This window comes from Pseudomonas sp. D47 (genome assembly GCF_045447305.1).
GTDB lineage: Bacteria > Pseudomonadota > Gammaproteobacteria > Pseudomonadales > Pseudomonadaceae > Aquipseudomonas.
This window is the reverse complement of record NZ_JBJGXU010000006.1, coordinates 57,724-75,378: the sequence shown is the minus strand read 5'-3', so window position 1 is coordinate 75,378 and position 17,655 is coordinate 57,724. Positions and strand designations below refer to the sequence as shown.

Sequence of the window (17,655 nt, the reverse complement as noted above, 5' to 3'; positions counted from 1 at the left end):
GTTTACACCTCTTGCATGTAGGAAAGTTTCGCCAGCTCGGTAGTCCATACGAACTCGCAGCCGGTTCTGGTGTTGCGCAGCAGGCGATTGCCGGTGACAGGCACCGAACGCTCCTGCTCGTCGTCAACTTCTTCGAGATCAGGCGCCTGGGCCTCGTGCAGTGCAGAGCCTGCTGGACGGTCGCCTGCCACCAACTTCATGTTGATGCCTGGAATACTCATCTCATCAACGAGCGCCTGTGGGATGTACAGCTGGCCGTCTTCGCCATTCAAGGTGACCGGCCCGACGTGACGCCCGGGGCCTGGGTCAGCAGCTACCTGCACGGTTTCAACAGCAGCACTGTGGTCGGCGGTGTCGTCGCCGGCCGACGCTTGATCAGCACCATCAACCGATGTGGTGTGCACACTGGAATCAGTACCGGCGTCAGGATCGCCGGTAGTCTTTGGATCAGCGAGGCCAGCAGTGCCGGCATTGCCAGGCTCCAGATCAGGGTTCGGCGCATTTTCGTCGGCAGCCTCATCAGCCAGGGCCTTCTCGAGCCCTGCGAGCAGTTCGGCGCGGAGCGTGTCCTCGCCTTTGCGCTGGTCGGCCTTCAAGCCCAGATCTTTAAGCATCTCGAGCAAGCCGTCTTTGTCGGCTGTTTTTGCCTTTTCAATCAATTCGCGAATCATGGTTTTCTCCGGGAAAACAAAAAGCGGCCGGGTGGCCGCTTATGGGTGGAGATGAAGGTGATCAGCGGCTGCAGTACAGATTGCCGATCGCTTTCGGGTCGATAACGCCGGAACCGAACACGTTCAAGCCACGAACGAGTTTGCCGAAGTCGTTCGGGTTCGGCAGGGTTTCCATCTTGGTCATCTGGCTGGCAAAGGTGAGGCCCTTCTTGTGACCGAACATCACATTGCTCGCACGCTTCGTCGCGGCGACGTCGTCAACCGCTGTGGTGTTGTTGCTGATGTACACCGTGAAACGGTCGAGCATGCCGACCTTACCGTTGCGGAACACCGACGTGGCATCGCCCATGATGCTGGCATCACGCAAATCGGACTTTTTCAGCATGCCGTTCATCCAAGCCGGCAGAACCACCCAGCGGCCTTGCTCGGGTACGTTCTGCTCGTCGAGGACGGTGCCGCAGTCCACCAGCACATCAAGGATGTTTTCCTTGGTGATCTGCACGGGCGCGCCGGCCTTGCCCAGGTTGATGCCGCCCGACTTGGCACCGGCGTCGTCGCCGCGGTTGGCCGCAGCCGCGTCGGCGTAATGACGGTTCAGCAACTGCGTGTCGATAGCCACCTTCATCTGCTCGCCGCCGTCGGTGCTGAACTCATCCATGAGCTTGATATCGGCCTGGTAAGCATCGACGTCGTTCACCTCGAACGCGAAGTACTTGCCCTGGTCAATCTGCAGCGTGACTTTGTCACTCACCGGTTTTTCGTAAGTGACACCGCCGCCGATCTTATAGTCACGGATGACAATCGACGGCACAGTGCGGATGTTGATGGTGTCGCCCTGGTTTTTGATTTCGCCTTCGTAGTCGGTGTTGGCGATTTCACCGAAAACAGTTGCGGCGTACAGCTTCTGCACCAGCTTGCCCGACCAGAGAGCCGGGATGAAACCCGATGCGCTGGTGGAGCTGTAGTCTGGTTGCCCTGCGGCGCGTACTGGACCTGTCATGGTGTAGCTCCTATTTCCTGACGCCTCGCGGCGTTACAGAGCGCGTGCTATCGCGTAATGCGACCGGTTGCTACCGCGTCTGAGATTTCCTGTTCAATCGCAGCCACTTCGGCTTTCGTGTACCGCTTACCCAGCGTGACATCCTTGTAGAACTCGTTGATTTCAGCGTTGCTCCACCACTTGCCCTCCGCCGGCGGCGTAGGATCGGTGCGAGTAGAGCGTGGCTGAACGTTTTCCGGCGGGATGGTGCGATCTGGTTTCGGTTCTGCCGAAGCGGGCTGCGCGTCTTTGAAGGCCTGGAACAGCGCAGCAACGCGATATGCGTCGTTCGCAGTCTGGGCCTCGATCAAAAGCTGCTGCCGCTCTTTGCCGCTGAACGTGTCCATGTGGCTAAGCCATTCATGGAACGCGGGCAATCCGTTGATCTCAACTGCGTCAGGAACACGCTGAATCAGCTGCCGGAAGAACTCTTCCTGCGCCTGCTCGGCCTTTTCCTGCTCGCTTTTCTGGGTTTTTTGCTTCAACCCCTCGAGTTCGGTTTTGATCGTGTCCAGCTCTGCGGGATTGGCGGCAGATGCCTGGCCACCAGCCACTCGCTGAATGAGTGCAACGAGGTCCGGCCCGTAGCTCTCGATCTCCTCGGGGGTTAGATCCGACACTGCGCGCTGCACGGCACCTGCATGTTGAAGTTGGGCGACCACGGCACCGTTGCTCATACCGAGGCGCTGGGCCTCCGCACGGGTTTTCTCGGCTTTCGCGGTCAATTCAGCCGTTTGGGCAGCGGTTTTCCCAGTTTCTGCTTCAACCTGCTGCCCCATCGCAGCGGCTTGCTGTTGCTGCTGTTGGACCTGCTGAGCCTGCTGTTGCTCCTCCCGGGCCTTCATCTCGGCTTTCGTCGGGATCAGGCCTGGCATATCCAAGCTTTCAGCAACCTTGCGCAAGATAGCGGCCCTGCCCTCAAGGCCGAGGATTTGCATGTCGGTCGGATTGTTGGTGAAGCCCAGGAACTGCGTACGCGCGTTCAGCGTCTGCTCACGCTGTAGCATCGCGTTTGCGCCACGGGCCACAACTTTGCAGTCACCCTTGATGGCGTTGTCATCGGAGTAGCGCATGTTGAACAACCACAGCGCTTCGATGACGCGGCGAACCACCCCACGGTCGATATGGCGGATCGCGTCCTTGATACCCTTGTTGGCCGACTCCATGAGCATCGACAGGCCACTGGCCGTGTTACCTGCACCGCCGACCTTTTCCGCGCCGTAGATGTAACGCGGGATGTTCGTCGCGTCGTCCGCGCGCTTCTCCCAGGAGTCATAGACCGCCTGCAACTCACCAGCCATGCTGACCGGCTGATAAAAGCGAATCACCGGTGACGTCGCCCCACCCTGCATCCCTGGCGTCTGGCCACTTTTCACCCGCCAGCGCTTCAGCGGGTACATCTCGTTAGGGTTTTCACCTGGCTGCAAACGGTCTTCATCCACTTCCACCTGTGGACCGCTGGCAAATGCCATGTTGTTGGCCTGCGCGCGGGCTGTCGAGCCGCAAAAGTCCTGCACATCGCTCATCAGCTCAGGAATCGACATACCCCAGAACGAGCCAGGCACGATCTGGAACGACGCCTTGTGATATGGCCGGCCGCCCAAAGGGTTGCGGTTGAACACACAGCGGATAACGTGATTTCCGATCAGAATCGCATCAACCTGGTACTCATCGAGTACGTCCGGCACCTGGGAGGGATCAATGCCCCATTGCAGCAGCATCAGTCCCTGGGCACCGCCCCAATAGTGCAGACCTTCGATGGTTTCTCCATTATTGATCATCCAGTCGCCGGCTTTATCCTCAAGCCGAGCGCGCTGCGAATCCGTTGCGAGCCATTCACGCAGGCCGCCCTGGCCATGCTCGGCAAGCACAGCACGAACCGCGTTGTCGCTGTAGCCGGGAACCCCGGTGAGCGCGTTGAGGCGAGACCGTGTGTAGCGTTCGCGCTCGATGATGAATGCGCCGTCATCGGTATTCGTCGAATCTGGCGACGGATAGATGTCGAAGGGCGAAACCCGGTGAAACAGGGGCTGGATCTCCTCTGTCTCGATCATTTGCCAGTTTTGGCCCCAGGCAATCTGCGGCACACGTTGAAGCAGCGGTCCTTTAACGAATGCCGCCGGATAGATGGTGAAGTCGTCGATGAACTCCTCGAGCGCGGTTTCCCACCCGCCCTCTGCCAACTGATCGGCAATAAGCATTTCATGGGCCTCGCTTGCCTCCTTGGCCTTGGCCTGGATCAGCTCACGCAGCTTCACTTCCAGTTCGGTCGGGTCAGGCATCGTCTGAGGCGGCGAATCTTGCCCCTGCTCCCCCTGCTGGGCCTGCTGGGCCTGCATCATCTGCTGGGCGAGTTTCTGCTGAAATGCAGCAAGAAACTCGGGCGGGATGTCCGCCACCGGTGTTGGATCAAGTCCCCACGGGTGACCGTTGACCGGGATCAGGATGTCACGAATCCAGGAAGCGCCCGCGCGGCACTTGGTGGTGGTCAGCTTGGGGTAAATCTCGCTGCCGCCAGCTTCCCGGATCGCTTGGAGTTTCGTCTCCTCATGCTTTCCTTTCTGGCGCCGCGCGCAGTCCAGCAGCCGATCATCGATTTCACGCTTGGCGTTTTTGGCAGACTCGAAACACCGGCGGATGTGCGCCGCCAAAGACGACTGCACCTGTAGAGCGCGCCGGCTTTGCAGCGCCTGCTCCTCAGCGGCGACGTCATCAGCATGCAGGTCTGCGGCGCTCCTGAATTGCAGCAAACCTAATTCAGCCATGGATCATTGCCTCATGAACGTTGTTGATTTCAGCCTGCCGGCCGGATCGGCGCAGTTTCGCGCCGTACTCCAGTTTCCGCAGGTTGGCCAGCAGATCCTGCATGTAGTTCACGGGGTCGGCCGCAAACTCGGCCAACTTGACGTTGAGTGTCACGCCCAGGTCGTGAGCCATCTCGAACTGCACCCGAACTGCAGGGTGCCCGCCATCTGGCTCCTTGATCTCTACTGCGTCGACTTGGACCAAGCCAATGTCTCGACGCAGCTGAAAGCTCTGGACGGTGAGCGGAGCAACCAGGCGGGCTATGACGTCGGCGACCTGCTTCCATTCAATAAACATAGTGGTCATGTGTGCGCGCTCCAGTTGCGTCGGGCTCGATCTGTGTTTGATGTTGTTGGGGCCGAGGGGATTACCCCTGCCGTTGCCTCGAAGACTCCGCAGCGGGCCAGGGTTTCAAATGCCTTGGCCCCGTGGCTTGCCCAGTCGTGACGAGGCTGGTCCTTGTACACGCCCAACCTCAGATCCCACTCTTTGCGGTAGTTGTCGATGCAGTCGATCAACCTCGACACGCCGGCAGTCCTTGGCTTTCCGGTATCGGCATCGCCAGTCGACGCGCGGGTGTCTTGCTCATCCTCGGCGAACCAGCACAGCGGCAGGAAGTTACGCACCGCCTGCACGCCCTCGCTGTTGCGGGAGACGCGCGGGACGATCTGGAACGTGATCCCGTACTGCTTTGCCACGTCGATTCGGGATTTCCCCGTACCGATCTCGCGCACCACGATGTCGTGCGGGGCGTAGTGCGCGCCGTAGGAATACCCCAGCTTTTTGAGCAGGTCGCCGTAGTACTCCATGCCCTCGCCAGAATGCTCGATGTAATCGATGATGTGCACTTGGCGGCCCACCACCTGGAACAGCACGATGGACATAGCGTCCCCCATGCCCAAGTCCCAGGCAGTGAACACCGGCAAGGTAGGGTTGCGAGTCACCGCCTTGGTGATTCGGCCCTGCTGCCGCAGGAATCGCATCTGTGTGAGGTAGTAAGCGCCTTTGATGCCCTGATCGAATGCTTCGTCCGGCGTGGCCGGGTATTCGCGCTTCATATCGTCGTGGAGCGCTTCGGCCTTTTTGGCGTACCAGGCTTGCTGGGCACGATCCAGGCGGATGCCGTGCTTGGCTGCCAGCTCGGCGAAGTACTCCTGCAACCATTGCGGCACCACCACTTGGTCAAATGCCTCCAAGCGGTACGTGGGGTCTTTGAACCAAGGAAAGAAGTGAAACTTCCAGTCCATCACCGTAGGCGTGCGGCCGGCGTCCTTGATGGCCCTGGCCAACTCGCAATACGTGAAAAAGTAGCCTTCGCGGCCCTCTGCCGTGCTTTCGATTGTGACCCGGTTGCCCAGGCCCACCGCTTCAAAAGCACCGGTGACGATCTCCTGGGCCTTGTCCGGGCTCAGTTTGCAGATCTTGCCGAACTCCGACACATGCAAGCGCTGGAGCGTGCCGCCCCGGAACGAGGTCGACACCTGAATGCTGGAGCCGTTGTCGAAGATGTAGCCCTGGTCCTTGTCGCTGCGCGGTACCGGCAAACGCATACCAATCAGCTTGAAAATCGCAGTCCACGCGGGGTCGCCTGACAGCTTTTCGTAGGCGAACCTGATCTTGTTGCGGTAGATCTCTTTTGCGTCCGGCAACGTGTGGCAGATGCAGCCGGCGCTGTAGTTCCTGGTGAACAGGCAATCGTCGAGCGCGTCGATCATCTCGAAGGTGGTAAAGCCCAACTGCCGAGCCTTGAGGATGATGTCGCGGTTATGCTCATCGAGGAACCGCTCACGCTGCTGCTGGTTTGGCTTAAAGCGCTGGACCTTACCGTTCTTGTCCTTGATTTTGTACAGGGCATTGAGCCTGTACCACTTGTTGCTCAGGGCTTTCAGCAGTAAAGCCTTGCCCTTGAGCTGCTTGGCCAGATGGCAGAAGGTGTTGATGTAGTCCTGGGCGGCGCGCAGCGCTATCAGTCCTTCGTCACCGTCGTTGGCGATGGCGACAATTCTTTCTCCAGCCGCTGGGTCAAGTTCGGCTCTCGCTTTTTCATGACCCAGGCCGGAGGCGGCGGTGGTGGTTCCCACTGCGGGACAGGTGGCTTCGACTGACAACCGGCGAGCGCCAGTACCAACAGCAGTGCGAAGACGCTGATTATCGGCTTGGGCATTCTCCAATTCCTTTGTGTGGTCCGTGTCGAGCTGGGCGAGCAGCCGCTGAGTATTCCGGCGCGAGTCGGCCGCCTTGTTCAGTGCTGTGACCAGGGATTTAGCGGTGGCCAAGTCCTCAGACTGAGACTGGATGCGCTGATAGCCGCCGTAGATGATGATCAGGCAACCAATCAGGGCTGCGATCAGATAGCGGATCATGACAACGCTCGGCGGAGCCCTTCCGCTAAAACGGCCTCTGGATAAGCGAACCCTGCGCATTCATGGGCGATGATGCTGGACACCATTACGCCCAGCGTTGCCGGCTTCCGGACGTCGATCACGTCATTGGCGCTCACGCCCAGGCGGCGGGCCACGGCCGCAATATAGGCCTCGGTGTTGTTCTCGTTGCCTGGCGCCCATCTGGTGATGGTTTCGCGCACGGTGTCGATGCCTGGGCCGCCCACGTCGGGCATACCGTCTTTGCCGCGGTAGTTGATCAGCAGCTTGCCCAGGGCTCGAATGCCGTTCTCAGGCTTATCGAAGACAGCGAAACGACCATTGGGGCCTTGCTCGATGCCGATTTGGCCGACCCATTGGTTTCGCGGGTTGTAGTCGATGTTACCGGGGTTGTTGTTGCGCACGCCGCGAGGCGTTGTGATCGTGGTCATGGCGTAGCCCTCGGCTCCCCTGGAGTTATGTTGACAGTGCGGACCGTGCCGCCCGTGTAGATATCCCGCTTCATCGCAGCGCGCACCGCCTCCTCCGCGCTTGCACCCATATCCATTGCGGCAAGAGCGTAGGGCGTACCACTGCCGATCGCGTCCGGGTTCGCTGGATCGAGATCCTGTTTCCATATCCCGGTCGTGTCGTCGTGACCGATCATCATCAGTTTGCCGCCGTCAACGGCATAACCTGAGCACTCCAAGGGAACTGACGATGGAGTTCCGAAGTAGGCAGCGATCAAAGCCTTTTCGTCGCATACGGCGCCTGACAGAAAGAAGCTGACACCATCGACAACCACGCACTTCGGCGCGCTGTCAGAAACGATGCGATCGTTACGGACCTGGCGCCCGTCATAGGCGATTACGCCGTCTTTGTAGGCAATCGTCGTCATTGAGGCACCATGATTTAAGGCTTTGAGCGGGAAGGCGCAGCCACCTAGCAGGTGACCGTTGGAGGCTGGCCATTCAGGTGCGCCTGGAGCAGCAGAAAGCCAGGGCTGGCCGGGTCTGAGTTGGGATCAGCCGGACGCCGCCAGCGTCTTTCGCCCGTAGGAGTGACCTTGTTGAACACAGTGGCCAGGTGATCCTTGATGGCCTTCCATTGCGCCGGGGTGGGCTGATCCATGTCTGGGTTCAGCTCAGTGAAGCCTTGCAGCCAGTATGCAAATTGCTCGGGGGTCATGGATTCTCTCCAATTGCGCGCCACGATTTGGCGCATTCGAAAACGTGGCGCGGACTTAATCCATTCGCAGAATGCGTGCGACATTCCCGCGCGCTCGATAGACAAGCACCAGGAGGACGAACAACACCGCAAGGATGAAAGGGGAAACGGCTGGCACCGGTTTAGCGAGCATCACTGACAGCGTGATACTCAGCGATTCGCACCCTGTGCCGACGGCAAGCAGGTACGCCATCCATGAGACGCCGGCGCGGTACCGGGCGCCCTGTCGGCGATACACGGCGATGCGCAGGCATATGGCGCCACATAGGGCGCCAGCTATGAATGTCCAAGGGTCAACCATTGCGACCTCCCGAGCGTCCGAAGAAGGCAGCAATGAACCGCAACCAGCCCGGCACCTTGCCGCCTTCGAACCATTCCAAAAGGCTGATACAGATGACGACGCAGAACAGAGCGCCGAAGAATGCAACGAGGCCGGATGTCTTGGCCCAGTCGCGACTGATGATCTCGCTGGCCACGTAGTACCCGAGCGCCCAAGAGGCGAAGAAATAGCCCAGCAATGCCCGGGGGCGTAGATCTTTCGCGTATGCCACGAAGAACATGGCGCCCGCGAATCCGCCGATCATCGCGTTGATGTCAACACCGGGAATCAGGCTTGCGGTGGTCATGCCAATGGTGGCTGTCGCGGCGAGTGCACCGGTACTCAGTTCGGCCATCGGTGCTACTCCATAAAGAAAACTACAAAAGTGTTGTACTACTACAGAAGTGTTGTAGATTGATCTCACCCCAACAACGAGGCGAGGTGATGAAGTTCAGCGAGTTCAGACGATGGTTGAAGGCCCAGGGGGTGACCTTCGAAGCTGGCAAGGGAAGCCACTTCAAAGTAACCGCCCCAAACGGCAACAGGACCACCTTCGCGGATCACGGAAGCAAGGAAATGCCCGAACCGACCCGCAAGGCGATCATTAAACAACTGGGGCTCTGATGAGCCCCTTCACCACATCTGCACGCTGAGCGATCACCTCCAAAGGAGTGACCATGTACAACTACGCAATCCGCTTTGAGCAGGACGACAGCGCTCCCGGCCTGGCCGTGTTCTGCCGCGACCTGCCAGAGCTCAACAGCTACGGCGACGACAAAGAACACGCGATCCGTGAAGCGCTGGATGCGATTGAAAGCGCGCTGTCCATCTACGTCGACGAGCGCCGGGCTATTCCAGAGGCATCCGCCGCACAGGCGGGCGAACACGTCATCTACTTGCCAGCGGTGACCGTGGCAAAGATTGTCCTGTGGAACTCGATGATGGATCGGGATATGCGCAAGGCCGACTTGTGCCGGCTGCTGGGCGTTCACCAGGCCCAGGGGGATCGCCTGGTCGACTTCCTGCACACGTCGAAGATGGAGCAGCTGGAAAACGCCTTGGCCGCTCTCGGCAAACGCCTGTCGGTGTCTGTCGAGGCAGCCTGAATAGGTGCCAGGGCGAACCCTGGCGGTTTGTGCTTGTGTGTCGTCATCTCGACGATACGGCACGTCGCTGCAACGCCTCACGGCGTGGCTGTGCAATCACCCCTGCTCGGGATTCTTTGGCTGAGTGACCGCTGGGGCCGTGGTGACAGTCACCTGGCCCTGGTACAGCGTCTTCAACTCAGCGACATATACGGCTTGCTGCGGTGCCTGCTCGATCATCGCTTGAGCGCGGGCGTTCGCCTCGTCCTCTGTGTCGAACTGCGTTTGCAGTGGCGACTTCGGGAAGGGCTGAGGGATTACTACGTAAGGCATGGTGTCACCCGTCTGGTTGGATGCCGGCAATCAATCGGCTGTTGATGAGGCATGTGTCAGCGTGCAAAACGAATGGCGGCTCAGCGGCCATCACGAACATGACGTGACCGCCGGCGGTGATCTCTATTCGATCACTTGACACCACGAGCCTACTGGCCGAATTCGCCTTTTCCAGGCGGCCAGCCAGCTCTTCCTCGGTTTCGAGGCGGGAGTAGCTCAGGAACAAACGCGCATTGAAAGACTCATCGCCGTAGCTCGCGTCGAACTCTTCAAACTCGGCGGCGTGGCGATACTCCTCCGGCACCCGCTCAAGCTCTGCCTGCATGAACTGGAGCAGGTTGGCGGCATTCTTGGGCAAATCGTACTTGCTGAAGCTGGCAACCTCGACCGATACCATCTGGCGCTCAGGCGCCGTGGCCGTGCTGCCGAGGATGCAAGATTTGATCTCGGTTTCACCGCTGACGCTGTCGAGCTTCCGCCCGGACAAACCCGGCACGTAGTCATGGCTCTGCATTGCGGATCTCCAGGTCGTAATAGGCGCGGGCAACCGGACGCGATCCATGCTGCTGATCCGGCCATTGCTCATCCTTGAGCATTCACCCACATGAAAATTGATGATTGGCGGAAGGCGGAGGAGTCGAACCCCTACCGTTTCCAGCAGCACCGGGTTCAAACCGGATCGCCTACCACTTGGCGCCGCCTTCCAGAAACGCAAAACCCCGCACGATGGCGGGGCTCTTGAATGGGTGCAGGTGGCTGGTGCAACACTCCAGCTCTGGTGGGGCAGATCGCCGGGTCACGTACCCTGCCCTCTCATCGCGTAGCCGCCCATTGTCCGCACGGGATTAGACGACGCCTCTACCGACTTAGCCCAGCTGCCTGGACGATAACCTGCATAAAACAATCGGGCATCAGCTGCGCAATATGCGCAATTCCAATCCCGTGGAGTATTCACGCAGCCCTTGTGGCGTGTGGTTTTGCGCAAACTGCGCAGGTGCGCATTCACTGCGCAGAATTGCGCAAGCGGTGCGCTCAGCTTTTGTCTACGCTTGAAGGGCTAAGATGCTCAGTGTCGTCGACATCGCGCAATTGATCTTCCCAAGAAATGCACCTCTCGAGTGCAAGCTTCATACGGGCGCGTTCGGCGTCAAGGCTGATATCAGAATCAGTCATCTTCAACAGTTTCTTGAATGCACCAAACACTCTCTGCTTCGGGGTCATATCTATCATGTCTGATCGTCCTGAAATTAGACCAGGTCAATGGATACAAATAGGGCAAACTATCGCTGTCGTTGCAACCATATACAGTGCTGGGCAGGGCTTCGGTGATTGCGAGGTAGTCTTCAACCCGCAGAAGCCCACAAATTGCGATGCTGAATGGCGTGACGGTGAATGGCGGTTCGTTGACTCGCCGGATTTCGGGGGCTATGCAGAATCTAGTGCCCGACTATCCAGGTTTGTGGCAATGCTCAAGGCCGGTAGCACGCGATAGCGCTGCACTAGCGTCCAGGCCCTGCCCTAAGGCCCACCCTGGCTATGGCTCTCACATCGTTTTTTGGACATAAAAAAACCCGACGCTGTGGTCGGGCTTTCATAAAACGGAATCAGTAGATGTCAATGCCGCTCAGTTTGGCTTGGGCAAATGGCGCGGTGGTTGGTGCTGAAAACTTCCAGTTCTCCCCGGCGCCAATGTCCGTTGCGTGAGCAACTGTGTTTCCGATGACATTCCCGCCCGCGTCATAGAGTTTGAACTTCACAAATACAGCTTTCAGCGGCGCATTGGTATTGTTATGAGCCGTGCCCATTACTGCGGTGAATCCTTCCGGCGCCTGGCCTGCATGAATATCGGACAACGTTACCCGGTCATCTGCAATTACAGCCGTGGACATAAGAAGTGCTGCTATGGCGAGGATCTTCCGCATCGGTACTGCTCCATTTTGAATAGAGCTCAACCTTTGCCCAACCAGCGGAGGCTGTCAACGGATCATCACAGCAACGCCTTAAACCCAGGCATAAAAAAACCCAACACTATGGTCGGGTTCGGCGGCAGTGCATCTCCTAGACACACAACCGCAATGTGGTGAATTAGATTCTCATTTTCTCAGTTCGTCAAGCCGCTTCTGCTATCAGCCCCGCTTCATTGAGAATAACCCAGGCTGAAGCGATTGCCGTGTCCCGCTCGGCCTCCAGCCATTTGCGCAGGTCAGACCGCCACCGATACAGCGTCTTTTCTGGCGTGGGCGTCTCGGCATTGTCCCAGGTGTGCAGCACCATGAAAGACTCCGGAAGGCGCGGTGTTGCCCATGCCGTCACGCACTTGGTCCTGAACAGGTGGTGAGACTTGCCGGGTGCTGACCGGGCCAGGTGCGCAATCGCGGCGAAGCGCTGCTGCTGGGTTGAGCCGTCAAGGTCGACCATGAAGTGGGCCACCAAGATATGCCACTGCGGCGCCGCCAGTACTCGGCGTAATAGCGCTCGGGTCATGCTGTCCTGGGTCAGTTGATCAAACCGATCCATTGGGCAAGGATTGTCGGCGCGCTCAGCCTCCCATGCGTCAGGTTTGTACTTGTTCTGCCACCCAGCGCCTTTGTGGAGCGATATCGAGTCGACGTTCATTGCACGCATTACGGCGTGCTCTGCGCTGCGGTATACGCTCATGCAGCCCTCCGGATTCGACGTGGTGGTGGGTTGTCGTCCAGGCCAAGGATATTGCGCAGCAGCTTGTCAGCCGATTTGCTCTTTGCATTCCCCTCGGCCACCCAGCGTTTGCAGTAATCCCCGAACTCAATATTGACCCTGGTGGCGTGCCAACTGGCGACCATATCCAAGAGGCAAGCCATAGCGGCGGCACCGCCGAGTTTCTCCTTGGCCAGGCTCTCGCCGGCGATCTTGAGGAATTTGCGCTCGTGCTCGAACAGACTTTTGCGCGGCGATGCCGCAGTGACGTTACTCATTGAGGTAGAGCCCGCGCAGACCATCCTGGGCGTGCTCACGGATCACCGCCTGCAGCATGGCGGCGCCCAAGTGGGTTTTCCCGGTGCCTACGGTACCCAGCAGCATCGCGGAGCGCCCGACGGCGAAGTTCTCATCGAATGCTTCGACGAAACCACCGCACGCGGCCAGCGCTTGCGCCTGTGTTGGAGTACCCGCGTTCCAGTTTTCCAGGGTGCAGGTCATGAAGCGATCGGGGATACAGGCATCGAGCAGGCGCTCGTTCAGCAACCTGTCGCGCTGGATGCCCACCGCTGTCGAGCGCTGATCGAAGTCCTGTGAGTGGCGAGCGTCGAAGTGGCAACGCGGGCAACCGAGCCAAATAGGATCGGCGCCGAACTGTTGCACCAGGTGATCAGCGAAGCGGCCATCCACTTGGCATTCGCCTGCCCGGGTTTCCAGGGTGTACTTGGGGGTTGTGGTCATGGTGTCACGCTCGCGATTCGGTAGGTGCCGTCGGCCTGCTGCTCGAGGCCGTCTTCGTGGTTGATCTGGTCGAAGTTGGTGTGCCGAGATGGCTTGCCGTTTTTTGCCCCAACACCGGGAAGCACCGAACTCGGGTAAATATCGGTCCAAGAATTGGTGGTGGAGTTGTCCAGCACAGCGTCGGGTTCGGCGTGCCCTGCCAGTTTTTTGGCAATTAACTGGCAAGCGCGCTCGGTCAATTCCTTGCGCTTGGATTTACGCATCTCGCAGAACCCGGCCCAGGCCTCCGCAGAAACGTTCGCGGGCTTGGCGGTCAGTGGATCGAACTTCGAAGTTCGTGGTTTTCCAGCAGCTTTTTTCGGCTTATCTGGAGCGCTAGCGGAAGGGGTTTTGATTACCCTCATTGTATTGCTCAGTAATGTATTACTCCCCTGCGTGTTTTCCGAAGGGGGTTCACCGTTTTTTCCGAAGGGGTTCGCGGCGTTTTCCGAAGGGGTATTCGGTTTTCCGAAGGGGTGAATCAGTCGAATCCGGCGCTCGACTACACGTACGCCATCGCGGATCTGCTCCACCGAAACCAGGCGCTTTTCAGCGAGCCCGCTGATGATCTCGGACACCCTGGATATCGAAAGATCAAAGAACTCAGCGAACTTGGCGTTGCTGGCATAGCAACCCCTTTCGTCATCCTCAAGGCTGCCTATTTCCACCAGCATGACCTTCTCGGTGATTGAGAGCGTTCGATCCTTCCACAGCTCGGCCGGAATCCACACGCCCTGGAACTTGCGCAGAATGTCAGGCCCACTCATACATTCAGCTCCCGCGTCACACGGCTGATGAAGTCGCGATAAGCCTCAGCCATGACGAACCCCTGATTCTCCAGTGCTTCGCGATAGGCCTTGGCCGACCCGTACATCTTCCAGCGCTCGCGCTCGGGCAGATCGGCGAACGAGGCATAGCTCGGCCAGGGGCCGACGATTACCGGCGCTGTACGGGCGTCCTGGGGGGGGGGGCAAGAGGGTTGGTGGTGGTCATTGAAGAGTCTCCCCGCAGTCAGTAGTGCGCTTTACCAACTTCAGCTCCGGCCGCCTGGCCACTGTTGGCTTAGCCACTATCGGTGGCGCTGCTGTCGGCGTGGAGTCGACCACGACAGGACCAATCGCGGCGCGGATAGCGTTTTCCATGCGGCGCTTGGCGTTGTTCTTAGCCGACCTGGCCTTTTGGTACCGCGCATAGGCTTCGGCGGTGTGAGCAATGACCGGCGCGTAGGCCGGGTTCGACGGATCTATCCGCCGATATCCGGTTTCAACTTCTCCATTTGCCCAGAAGAAAGCGCTGTACTCGGCGTGCAGACGCTCGCGCAAAATTCGAGCTACTGACTGAGCGACATAAAACTCAACCGCCAAGTCGAAAACACGTCCAACCGTTTGGGCTTTTGTAGGTTTCTTGCTCATCAGTTGGCGCTCCCGTCGTACTTGGCCAAGGTGTGCTGACCGTCCCATTTTGATTTCATGGCGAGCTCGCTCTTCATGTAGAGCTGATGCAGGCGTCGGGCGCCGTCGATCAGTAGGACCAAGTCGTATTTGATGAATGGGTCAACGCCCTCGGCGCTGATTTTTCTCGGGCGCTCTGTCAAGTAGCGGTCCCGAACACGGCTCGCCACCCGATAGCGGGGCTTGCTGTTTTCTTCGGTTGCGGCGTCCCATAGCCAGCCCAACGCCAGCAATGAGCTGTTCACACGGGAGCAATTCACGCCATTCAGTCGCTTGCAGAACTGAGTCGGCGTCTCGCCGGTCATGAACAGGCTTTCCAGGCTGGCTATGGTTTCGGCCTGCTGCTGGTTTTCCAGCGCCAGCACCTCGTTCTGCTCCTCCAGATCGGCAGCAAGGCGCATAGCCTCGGCCCTGGTGCGAGGCAGGACGAAGGCGTTCTGTTGCGCCAACCTCTGTTCCAGCTCGGTCATGTAGTCGAACACTGCGGCCTGCAGGTCGTAGCTGTAGGACATGGCCATCAGGCACGATTCGCGTTTCGGGAAGCGGTAGCATTTCTGTCGACGGTTCATGCTGTCGAAATAGATATCGGAAAATTTTCCGGCATCTTTTTTCAGCACCCGCGGCACCTTCTTCATGAAGTCGGCATGATCCAAAACTGGATCATCTTCTGCGCGGCGCCCATTGATGAAGTCGACCAGTTCGAGGCTGGTCATGGTGACGGCACCGCCGTCTTGGAATTTGGCGATGGTCATCAGTAAGCCCTCGAGCGAGAGTCGCGACGATAGGTTCTTGGTCTGGTGCGCGCATCGGTGATGGCGCTCGCCGAGACACCGGTGCCGATGAACGAAACCATCGAATCGGTCAGGAGCATCACCTCAGGAATATGCAGGTATTGGCCGGCCGGGAGCTTGCGAGGCTCCCGCCGAACCCTGGGCATATGCTTATCCATCAGAGCAATATCAGCGGCGACCTCCTCCTGAAGGCTTTTGCCGAGTTCGCACAGTGGCACCGGCTCACCTGGACGAATCTGGCTCCAGGCATAGCGGTCAGCCAAAACTTCGTTGATGCTGCGGATCGTTCGCTCACAACGCGTTCTGACCTGGCCATCCTCAATGCGCGCCGGCGCCCAGTAGCAGAAGTTGTCAACGCGGTGCCCGATCTCATGAGCAACGATGAACGGGTAAATTTCGTGATCCTCAAGAACGGACCAGTCGATTTCAGGCCGCTGATTGCTGCGCAGTCGAGCGGTTTCCACACTGGTGGAAAGCTGGATGCCACAGCCCTCGGTGAACGCGAGCTCATCTGCCGAAACATCCAAGCACACCAGCCTGGCGCGAGGATCGAAGATGCCCCAGCAATTGCCGAGGGCGCGGAACGTAGAAAGGCTCAGCGAGCAACCGGCCTGCTTGGCCTGCTCGGCGAATGCCCGGTACTGGGTGCGGGTGAGGCGATGCGTTGTGTCGGTTTTCATGGCCGCACCTCGACATCAATGCCGGGCCGACTACCGACGACGCCAAAGGAGGCGCCGAGGTCGCGGTGGCGTACAAGAAAGTTGCCACTGAAGATGCGGATTTGCTCAAGATGGCGGGCGATATCGCAAGCGGGCCCTTCATCTTGGCGGCACAGCATGGTGTCGAGCAGGGGCTGAAGGATGCGCGACAGCTTGTCGAACTCATCCCGAGCAAAGTTCATGCTGCACATCTGCTGAGCGTCCAGCAGCACGGCGCGCATAGGCTCGCCGGAAACATGGGTGATGACTGACGGTGATGAATTCATTCAGCCACCCCACTTTGTCGCGCCACGTTTTCGAATTGCTCGTTTTGTGGCGCGCAGTTTTCGAGAGCCTTACCGATCTCTTCAAAGGCGCCAGAGGTGGTATTCGCTGCATCAGCCGCCAGATTCCAGGCGATATCCAGCAGGTTGTAGATGTGCGGGCTCATGGGCTTTGCAGCCAGCGCTGCATGCATCAGTGATTCGAGCTTGCTCAATACGAGCTGGGCGCCACCGAGATCGTCGTGGGCGTCGTGGGCGTCGTGGGCGATTTCTAGGGCGGAACGGTTGAGAGTGGTCACTGGGCACCGCCTTGGGCGAATGTCACGCCTTCCGCAAAATTCAAGTGCCCGTCATATGCAAGCAGTGCCATATTTGTTACCCGGCAGTCGGCATCCCAGCTATCCCAAGATGGATGGGCTCCAGCGGACATCTTGAGAGCCCACCCGGGCAGTTCCCGGCGCTGGCGCATTTCGTTGAGGATCGTCCACCAGGTGGTTGCGTGCTTGCGCTCGGCGATGAGCATTGCTGCAACGTCATGGCGCTTTTCGGCGGGCACGATGGCGACCGACTGAGACTCCGTAGTTACGTCGTCCTTATCTGGGTATTGCGTCCGGTTAAGTCCGGTGGTATTTTCGTTTTGCATGTTGTTTTGTCCTTCGGAAGACAAAGTGATGCCAAAGCCACCTGCTGGTAACAGGTAGCAACTAAGAAGCTCGACTCAGGTCGGGCTTTTTTGTGGGCGCCTGAAAAGTCAGCCGCTCAGCAAAAACTGGGAGGTTTGGTGAGGATTCATGGCGCGGTCTGCGCGGCACTGGATGGATTCACAGCACCAGCAGTGGACTTACCTGGCAATGAGGTTGGGCGTACATTTGCGCTCAAGGTCGGCGAATGGTCTGGGTAGATATCAGGGCGCAGCTCGTGACGACTGACTCCCGTAGCTGCTTCAATCTTCAGTACATGCTTCGTCGGAACATGCCCGGTCGAACACATTCGCTGAACATTTTGGGGGGTACAGCACAATATCCTCGACAACGAGGACTGGCTTCCCGCTACAGCGACAGCCCTGTCAATAGGGTTAACTCCGCTCATGTGACACCTACAATTTTTGATTACATATCAGGCTACGACATGAAATT

At 58.7% G+C, this 17,655-nt stretch carries 26 protein-coding genes and 1 tRNA gene; 2 read left to right on the top strand and 25 right to left on the bottom strand.

Annotated features, from left to right (window positions below; translation table 11 throughout):
• Positions 1 to 2 precede the first annotated feature (2 nt).
• From ACI77I_RS06875 to ACI77I_RS06830, 10 genes are all read right to left on the bottom strand, one after another.
• A complete protein-coding gene (locus ACI77I_RS06875) occupies positions 3 to 671 on the bottom strand; it encodes a hypothetical protein (RefSeq protein ID WP_406997195.1) in 669 nt (222 codons plus the stop codon).
• A gap of 61 nt (positions 672 to 732) precedes the next feature.
• Positions 733 to 1,671 carry a hypothetical protein gene (locus ACI77I_RS06870; RefSeq protein WP_406997194.1) on the bottom strand — a complete coding sequence of 313 codons (939 nt, stop codon included), beginning with the start codon at positions 1,669 to 1,671 and terminating at the stop codon, positions 733 to 735.
• Positions 1,672 to 1,718: 47 nt separating this feature from the next.
• Entirely contained in the window at positions 1,719 to 4,475 is a 2,757-nt protein-coding gene (locus ACI77I_RS06865) for a hypothetical protein (protein ID WP_406997193.1), read from the bottom strand.
• Positions 4,468 to 4,821, bottom strand: a complete 354-nt coding sequence (locus ACI77I_RS06860; RefSeq protein WP_406997192.1) for a hypothetical protein — start codon at positions 4,819 to 4,821, stop codon at positions 4,468 to 4,470. Before ACI77I_RS06860 ends, ACI77I_RS06865 begins: the two co-directional genes overlap by 8 nt.
• Complete coding sequence (locus tag ACI77I_RS06855; RefSeq protein ID WP_406997191.1) at positions 4,818 to 6,878, bottom strand: lysis protein; 2,061 nt, start codon at positions 6,876 to 6,878, stop codon at positions 4,818 to 4,820. Before ACI77I_RS06855 ends, ACI77I_RS06860 begins: the two co-directional genes overlap by 4 nt.
• Positions 6,875 to 7,318 carry a structural protein P5 gene (locus ACI77I_RS06850; protein WP_406997228.1) on the bottom strand — a complete coding sequence of 148 codons (444 nt, stop codon included), beginning with the start codon at positions 7,316 to 7,318 and terminating at the stop codon, positions 6,875 to 6,877. Before ACI77I_RS06850 ends, ACI77I_RS06855 begins: the two co-directional genes overlap by 4 nt.
• Before the next feature lie 5 nt (positions 7,319 to 7,323).
• Positions 7,324 to 7,773, bottom strand: a complete 450-nt coding sequence (locus ACI77I_RS06845; protein WP_406997190.1) for a proteasome subunit beta — start codon at positions 7,771 to 7,773, stop codon at positions 7,324 to 7,326.
• 44 nt (positions 7,774 to 7,817) lie between these two features.
• Positions 7,818 to 8,063: a hypothetical protein gene (locus tag ACI77I_RS06840; RefSeq protein ID WP_167665329.1), complete on the bottom strand. Its 246-nt coding sequence runs from the start codon at positions 8,061 to 8,063 to the stop codon at positions 7,818 to 7,820.
• Positions 8,064 to 8,118: 55 nt separating this feature from the next.
• Positions 8,119 to 8,403: a phage holin family protein gene (locus ACI77I_RS06835; protein WP_167665328.1), complete on the bottom strand. Its 285-nt coding sequence runs from the start codon at positions 8,401 to 8,403 to the stop codon at positions 8,119 to 8,121.
• Entirely contained in the window at positions 8,396 to 8,776 is a 381-nt protein-coding gene (locus tag ACI77I_RS06830; RefSeq protein WP_167665327.1) for a putative holin, read from the bottom strand. The genes ACI77I_RS06835 and ACI77I_RS06830 overlap by 8 nt, the downstream gene beginning before the upstream one ends.
• A gap of 89 nt (positions 8,777 to 8,865) precedes the next feature.
• On the opposite strand from ACI77I_RS06830, the gene ACI77I_RS06825 reads away from it, so the two are divergent.
• Together ACI77I_RS06825 and ACI77I_RS06820 are read left to right on the top strand one after the other, a co-directional pair.
• On the top strand, positions 8,866 to 9,045 hold the full coding sequence (locus tag ACI77I_RS06825; protein ID WP_038413159.1) for a type II toxin-antitoxin system HicA family toxin: 180 nt from the start codon (positions 8,866 to 8,868) through the stop codon (positions 9,043 to 9,045).
• Positions 9,046 to 9,098: 53 nt separating this feature from the next.
• Positions 9,099 to 9,527 (top strand): type II toxin-antitoxin system HicB family antitoxin, encoded by a 429-nt coding sequence (locus ACI77I_RS06820; RefSeq protein WP_406997189.1) that lies wholly within the window; start codon positions 9,099 to 9,101, stop codon positions 9,525 to 9,527.
• Positions 9,528 to 9,623: 96 nt separating this feature from the next.
• On the opposite strand, the gene ACI77I_RS06815 is transcribed toward ACI77I_RS06820, so the two are convergent.
• From ACI77I_RS06815 to ACI77I_RS06745, 15 genes are all read right to left on the bottom strand, one after another.
• Positions 9,624 to 9,839 carry a hypothetical protein gene (locus ACI77I_RS06815; protein WP_177046977.1) on the bottom strand — a complete coding sequence of 72 codons (216 nt, stop codon included), beginning with the start codon at positions 9,837 to 9,839 and terminating at the stop codon, positions 9,624 to 9,626.
• A 4-nt stretch (positions 9,840 to 9,843) separates the two neighbouring features.
• Positions 9,844 to 10,353: a hypothetical protein gene (locus ACI77I_RS06810; protein WP_406997188.1), complete on the bottom strand. Its 510-nt coding sequence runs from the start codon at positions 10,351 to 10,353 to the stop codon at positions 9,844 to 9,846.
• Between the two features lie 105 nt (positions 10,354 to 10,458).
• Positions 10,459 to 10,544 (bottom strand) — tRNA-Ser (locus tag ACI77I_RS06805).
• Positions 10,545 to 11,443: 899 nt separating this feature from the next.
• A complete protein-coding gene (locus ACI77I_RS06800; RefSeq protein WP_167665322.1) occupies positions 11,444 to 11,761 on the bottom strand; it encodes an FxLYD domain-containing protein in 318 nt (105 codons plus the stop codon).
• A 187-nt stretch (positions 11,762 to 11,948) separates the two neighbouring features.
• The gene (locus ACI77I_RS06795) at positions 11,949 to 12,497 is read right to left on the bottom strand and encodes a hypothetical protein (RefSeq protein WP_064450962.1); all 549 of its coding nucleotides are present in this window, start codon (positions 12,495 to 12,497) and stop codon (positions 11,949 to 11,951) included.
• Positions 12,494 to 12,793 (bottom strand): hypothetical protein, encoded by a 300-nt coding sequence (locus ACI77I_RS06790; RefSeq protein ID WP_406997187.1) that lies wholly within the window; start codon positions 12,791 to 12,793, stop codon positions 12,494 to 12,496. The genes ACI77I_RS06795 and ACI77I_RS06790 overlap by 4 nt, the downstream gene beginning before the upstream one ends.
• Positions 12,786 to 13,256 carry a hypothetical protein gene (locus ACI77I_RS06785; RefSeq protein WP_406997186.1) on the bottom strand — a complete coding sequence of 157 codons (471 nt, stop codon included), beginning with the start codon at positions 13,254 to 13,256 and terminating at the stop codon, positions 12,786 to 12,788. Before ACI77I_RS06785 ends, ACI77I_RS06790 begins: the two co-directional genes overlap by 8 nt.
• Positions 13,253 to 14,062, bottom strand: a complete 810-nt coding sequence (locus ACI77I_RS06780; RefSeq protein WP_406997185.1) for a helix-turn-helix domain-containing protein — start codon at positions 14,060 to 14,062, stop codon at positions 13,253 to 13,255. Before ACI77I_RS06780 ends, ACI77I_RS06785 begins: the two co-directional genes overlap by 4 nt.
• A 222-nt stretch (positions 14,063 to 14,284) precedes the next feature.
• A complete protein-coding gene (locus tag ACI77I_RS06775; RefSeq protein WP_406997184.1) occupies positions 14,285 to 14,707 on the bottom strand; it encodes a hypothetical protein in 423 nt (140 codons plus the stop codon).
• Positions 14,707 to 15,498, bottom strand: coding sequence for a phage antirepressor protein (locus ACI77I_RS06770; protein ID WP_406997183.1), 792 nt, complete (start codon positions 15,496 to 15,498; stop codon positions 14,707 to 14,709). Before ACI77I_RS06770 ends, ACI77I_RS06775 begins: the two co-directional genes overlap by 1 nt.
• Positions 15,498 to 16,217, bottom strand: coding sequence for a hypothetical protein (locus ACI77I_RS06765; RefSeq protein WP_406997182.1), 720 nt, complete (start codon positions 16,215 to 16,217; stop codon positions 15,498 to 15,500). The genes ACI77I_RS06770 and ACI77I_RS06765 overlap by 1 nt, the downstream gene beginning before the upstream one ends.
• A complete protein-coding gene (locus ACI77I_RS06760; RefSeq protein ID WP_406997181.1) occupies positions 16,214 to 16,522 on the bottom strand; it encodes a hypothetical protein in 309 nt (102 codons plus the stop codon). Before ACI77I_RS06760 ends, ACI77I_RS06765 begins: the two co-directional genes overlap by 4 nt.
• Complete coding sequence (locus ACI77I_RS06755) at positions 16,519 to 16,818, bottom strand: hypothetical protein (protein ID WP_406997180.1); 300 nt, start codon at positions 16,816 to 16,818, stop codon at positions 16,519 to 16,521. The genes ACI77I_RS06760 and ACI77I_RS06755 overlap by 4 nt, the downstream gene beginning before the upstream one ends.
• On the bottom strand, positions 16,815 to 17,162 hold the full coding sequence (locus tag ACI77I_RS06750) for a hypothetical protein (RefSeq protein ID WP_406997179.1): 348 nt from the start codon (positions 17,160 to 17,162) through the stop codon (positions 16,815 to 16,817). Before ACI77I_RS06750 ends, ACI77I_RS06755 begins: the two co-directional genes overlap by 4 nt.
• Before the next feature lie 146 nt (positions 17,163 to 17,308).
• Complete coding sequence (locus ACI77I_RS06745; RefSeq protein WP_406997178.1) at positions 17,309 to 17,608, bottom strand: transcriptional regulator; 300 nt, start codon at positions 17,606 to 17,608, stop codon at positions 17,309 to 17,311.
• Between the last annotated feature and the right edge of the window lie 47 nt (positions 17,609 to 17,655).

Coding starts and splice junctions, on each gene's coding strand:
- ACI77I_RS06795 (WP_064450962.1), bottom strand. CDS start 12,497: ATGAGCGTATACCGCAGCGCAGAGCACGCCGTAATGCGTGCAATGAAC.
- ACI77I_RS06810 (WP_406997188.1), bottom strand. CDS start 10,353: ATGCAGAGCCATGACTACGTGCCGGGTTTGTCCGGGCGGAAGCTCGAC.
- ACI77I_RS06820 (WP_406997189.1), top strand. CDS start 9,099: ATGTACAACTACGCAATCCGCTTTGAGCAGGACGACAGCGCTCCCGGC.
- ACI77I_RS06745 (WP_406997178.1), bottom strand. CDS start 17,608: ATGAGCGGAGTTAACCCTATTGACAGGGCTGTCGCTGTAGCGGGAAGC.
- ACI77I_RS06875 (WP_406997195.1), bottom strand. CDS start 671: ATGATTCGCGAATTGATTGAAAAGGCAAAAACAGCCGACAAAGACGGC.
- ACI77I_RS06870 (WP_406997194.1), bottom strand. CDS start 1,671: ATGACAGGTCCAGTACGCGCCGCAGGGCAACCAGACTACAGCTCCACC.
- ACI77I_RS06830 (WP_167665327.1), bottom strand. CDS start 8,776: ATGGCCGAACTGAGTACCGGTGCACTCGCCGCGACAGCCACCATTGGC.
- ACI77I_RS06770 (WP_406997183.1), bottom strand. CDS start 15,498: ATGACCATCGCCAAATTCCAAGACGGCGGTGCCGTCACCATGACCAGC.
- ACI77I_RS06800 (WP_167665322.1), bottom strand. CDS start 11,761: ATGCGGAAGATCCTCGCCATAGCAGCACTTCTTATGTCCACGGCTGTA.
- ACI77I_RS06840 (WP_167665329.1), bottom strand. CDS start 8,063: ATGACCCCCGAGCAATTTGCATACTGGCTGCAAGGCTTCACTGAGCTG.
- ACI77I_RS06825 (WP_038413159.1), top strand. CDS start 8,866: ATGAAGTTCAGCGAGTTCAGACGATGGTTGAAGGCCCAGGGGGTGACC.
- ACI77I_RS06860 (WP_406997192.1), bottom strand. CDS start 4,821: ATGACCACTATGTTTATTGAATGGAAGCAGGTCGCCGACGTCATAGCC.
- ACI77I_RS06855 (WP_406997191.1), bottom strand. CDS start 6,878: ATGATCCGCTATCTGATCGCAGCCCTGATTGGTTGCCTGATCATCATC.
- ACI77I_RS06865 (WP_406997193.1), bottom strand. CDS start 4,475: ATGGCTGAATTAGGTTTGCTGCAATTCAGGAGCGCCGCAGACCTGCAT.
- ACI77I_RS06845 (WP_406997190.1), bottom strand. CDS start 7,773: ATGACGACGATTGCCTACAAAGACGGCGTAATCGCCTATGACGGGCGC.
- ACI77I_RS06775 (WP_406997184.1), bottom strand. CDS start 14,707: ATGAGCAAGAAACCTACAAAAGCCCAAACGGTTGGACGTGTTTTCGAC.
- ACI77I_RS06790 (WP_406997187.1), bottom strand. CDS start 12,793: ATGAGTAACGTCACTGCGGCATCGCCGCGCAAAAGTCTGTTCGAGCAC.
- ACI77I_RS06780 (WP_406997185.1), bottom strand. CDS start 14,062: ATGAGTGGGCCTGACATTCTGCGCAAGTTCCAGGGCGTGTGGATTCCG.
- ACI77I_RS06785 (WP_406997186.1), bottom strand. CDS start 13,256: ATGACCACAACCCCCAAGTACACCCTGGAAACCCGGGCAGGCGAATGC.
- ACI77I_RS06835 (WP_167665328.1), bottom strand. CDS start 8,403: ATGGTTGACCCTTGGACATTCATAGCTGGCGCCCTATGTGGCGCCATA.
- ACI77I_RS06750 (WP_406997179.1), bottom strand. CDS start 17,162: ATGCAAAACGAAAATACCACCGGACTTAACCGGACGCAATACCCAGAT.
- ACI77I_RS06765 (WP_406997182.1), bottom strand. CDS start 16,217: ATGAAAACCGACACAACGCATCGCCTCACCCGCACCCAGTACCGGGCA.
- ACI77I_RS06760 (WP_406997181.1), bottom strand. CDS start 16,522: ATGAATTCATCACCGTCAGTCATCACCCATGTTTCCGGCGAGCCTATG.
- ACI77I_RS06815 (WP_177046977.1), bottom strand. CDS start 9,839: ATGCCTTACGTAGTAATCCCTCAGCCCTTCCCGAAGTCGCCACTGCAA.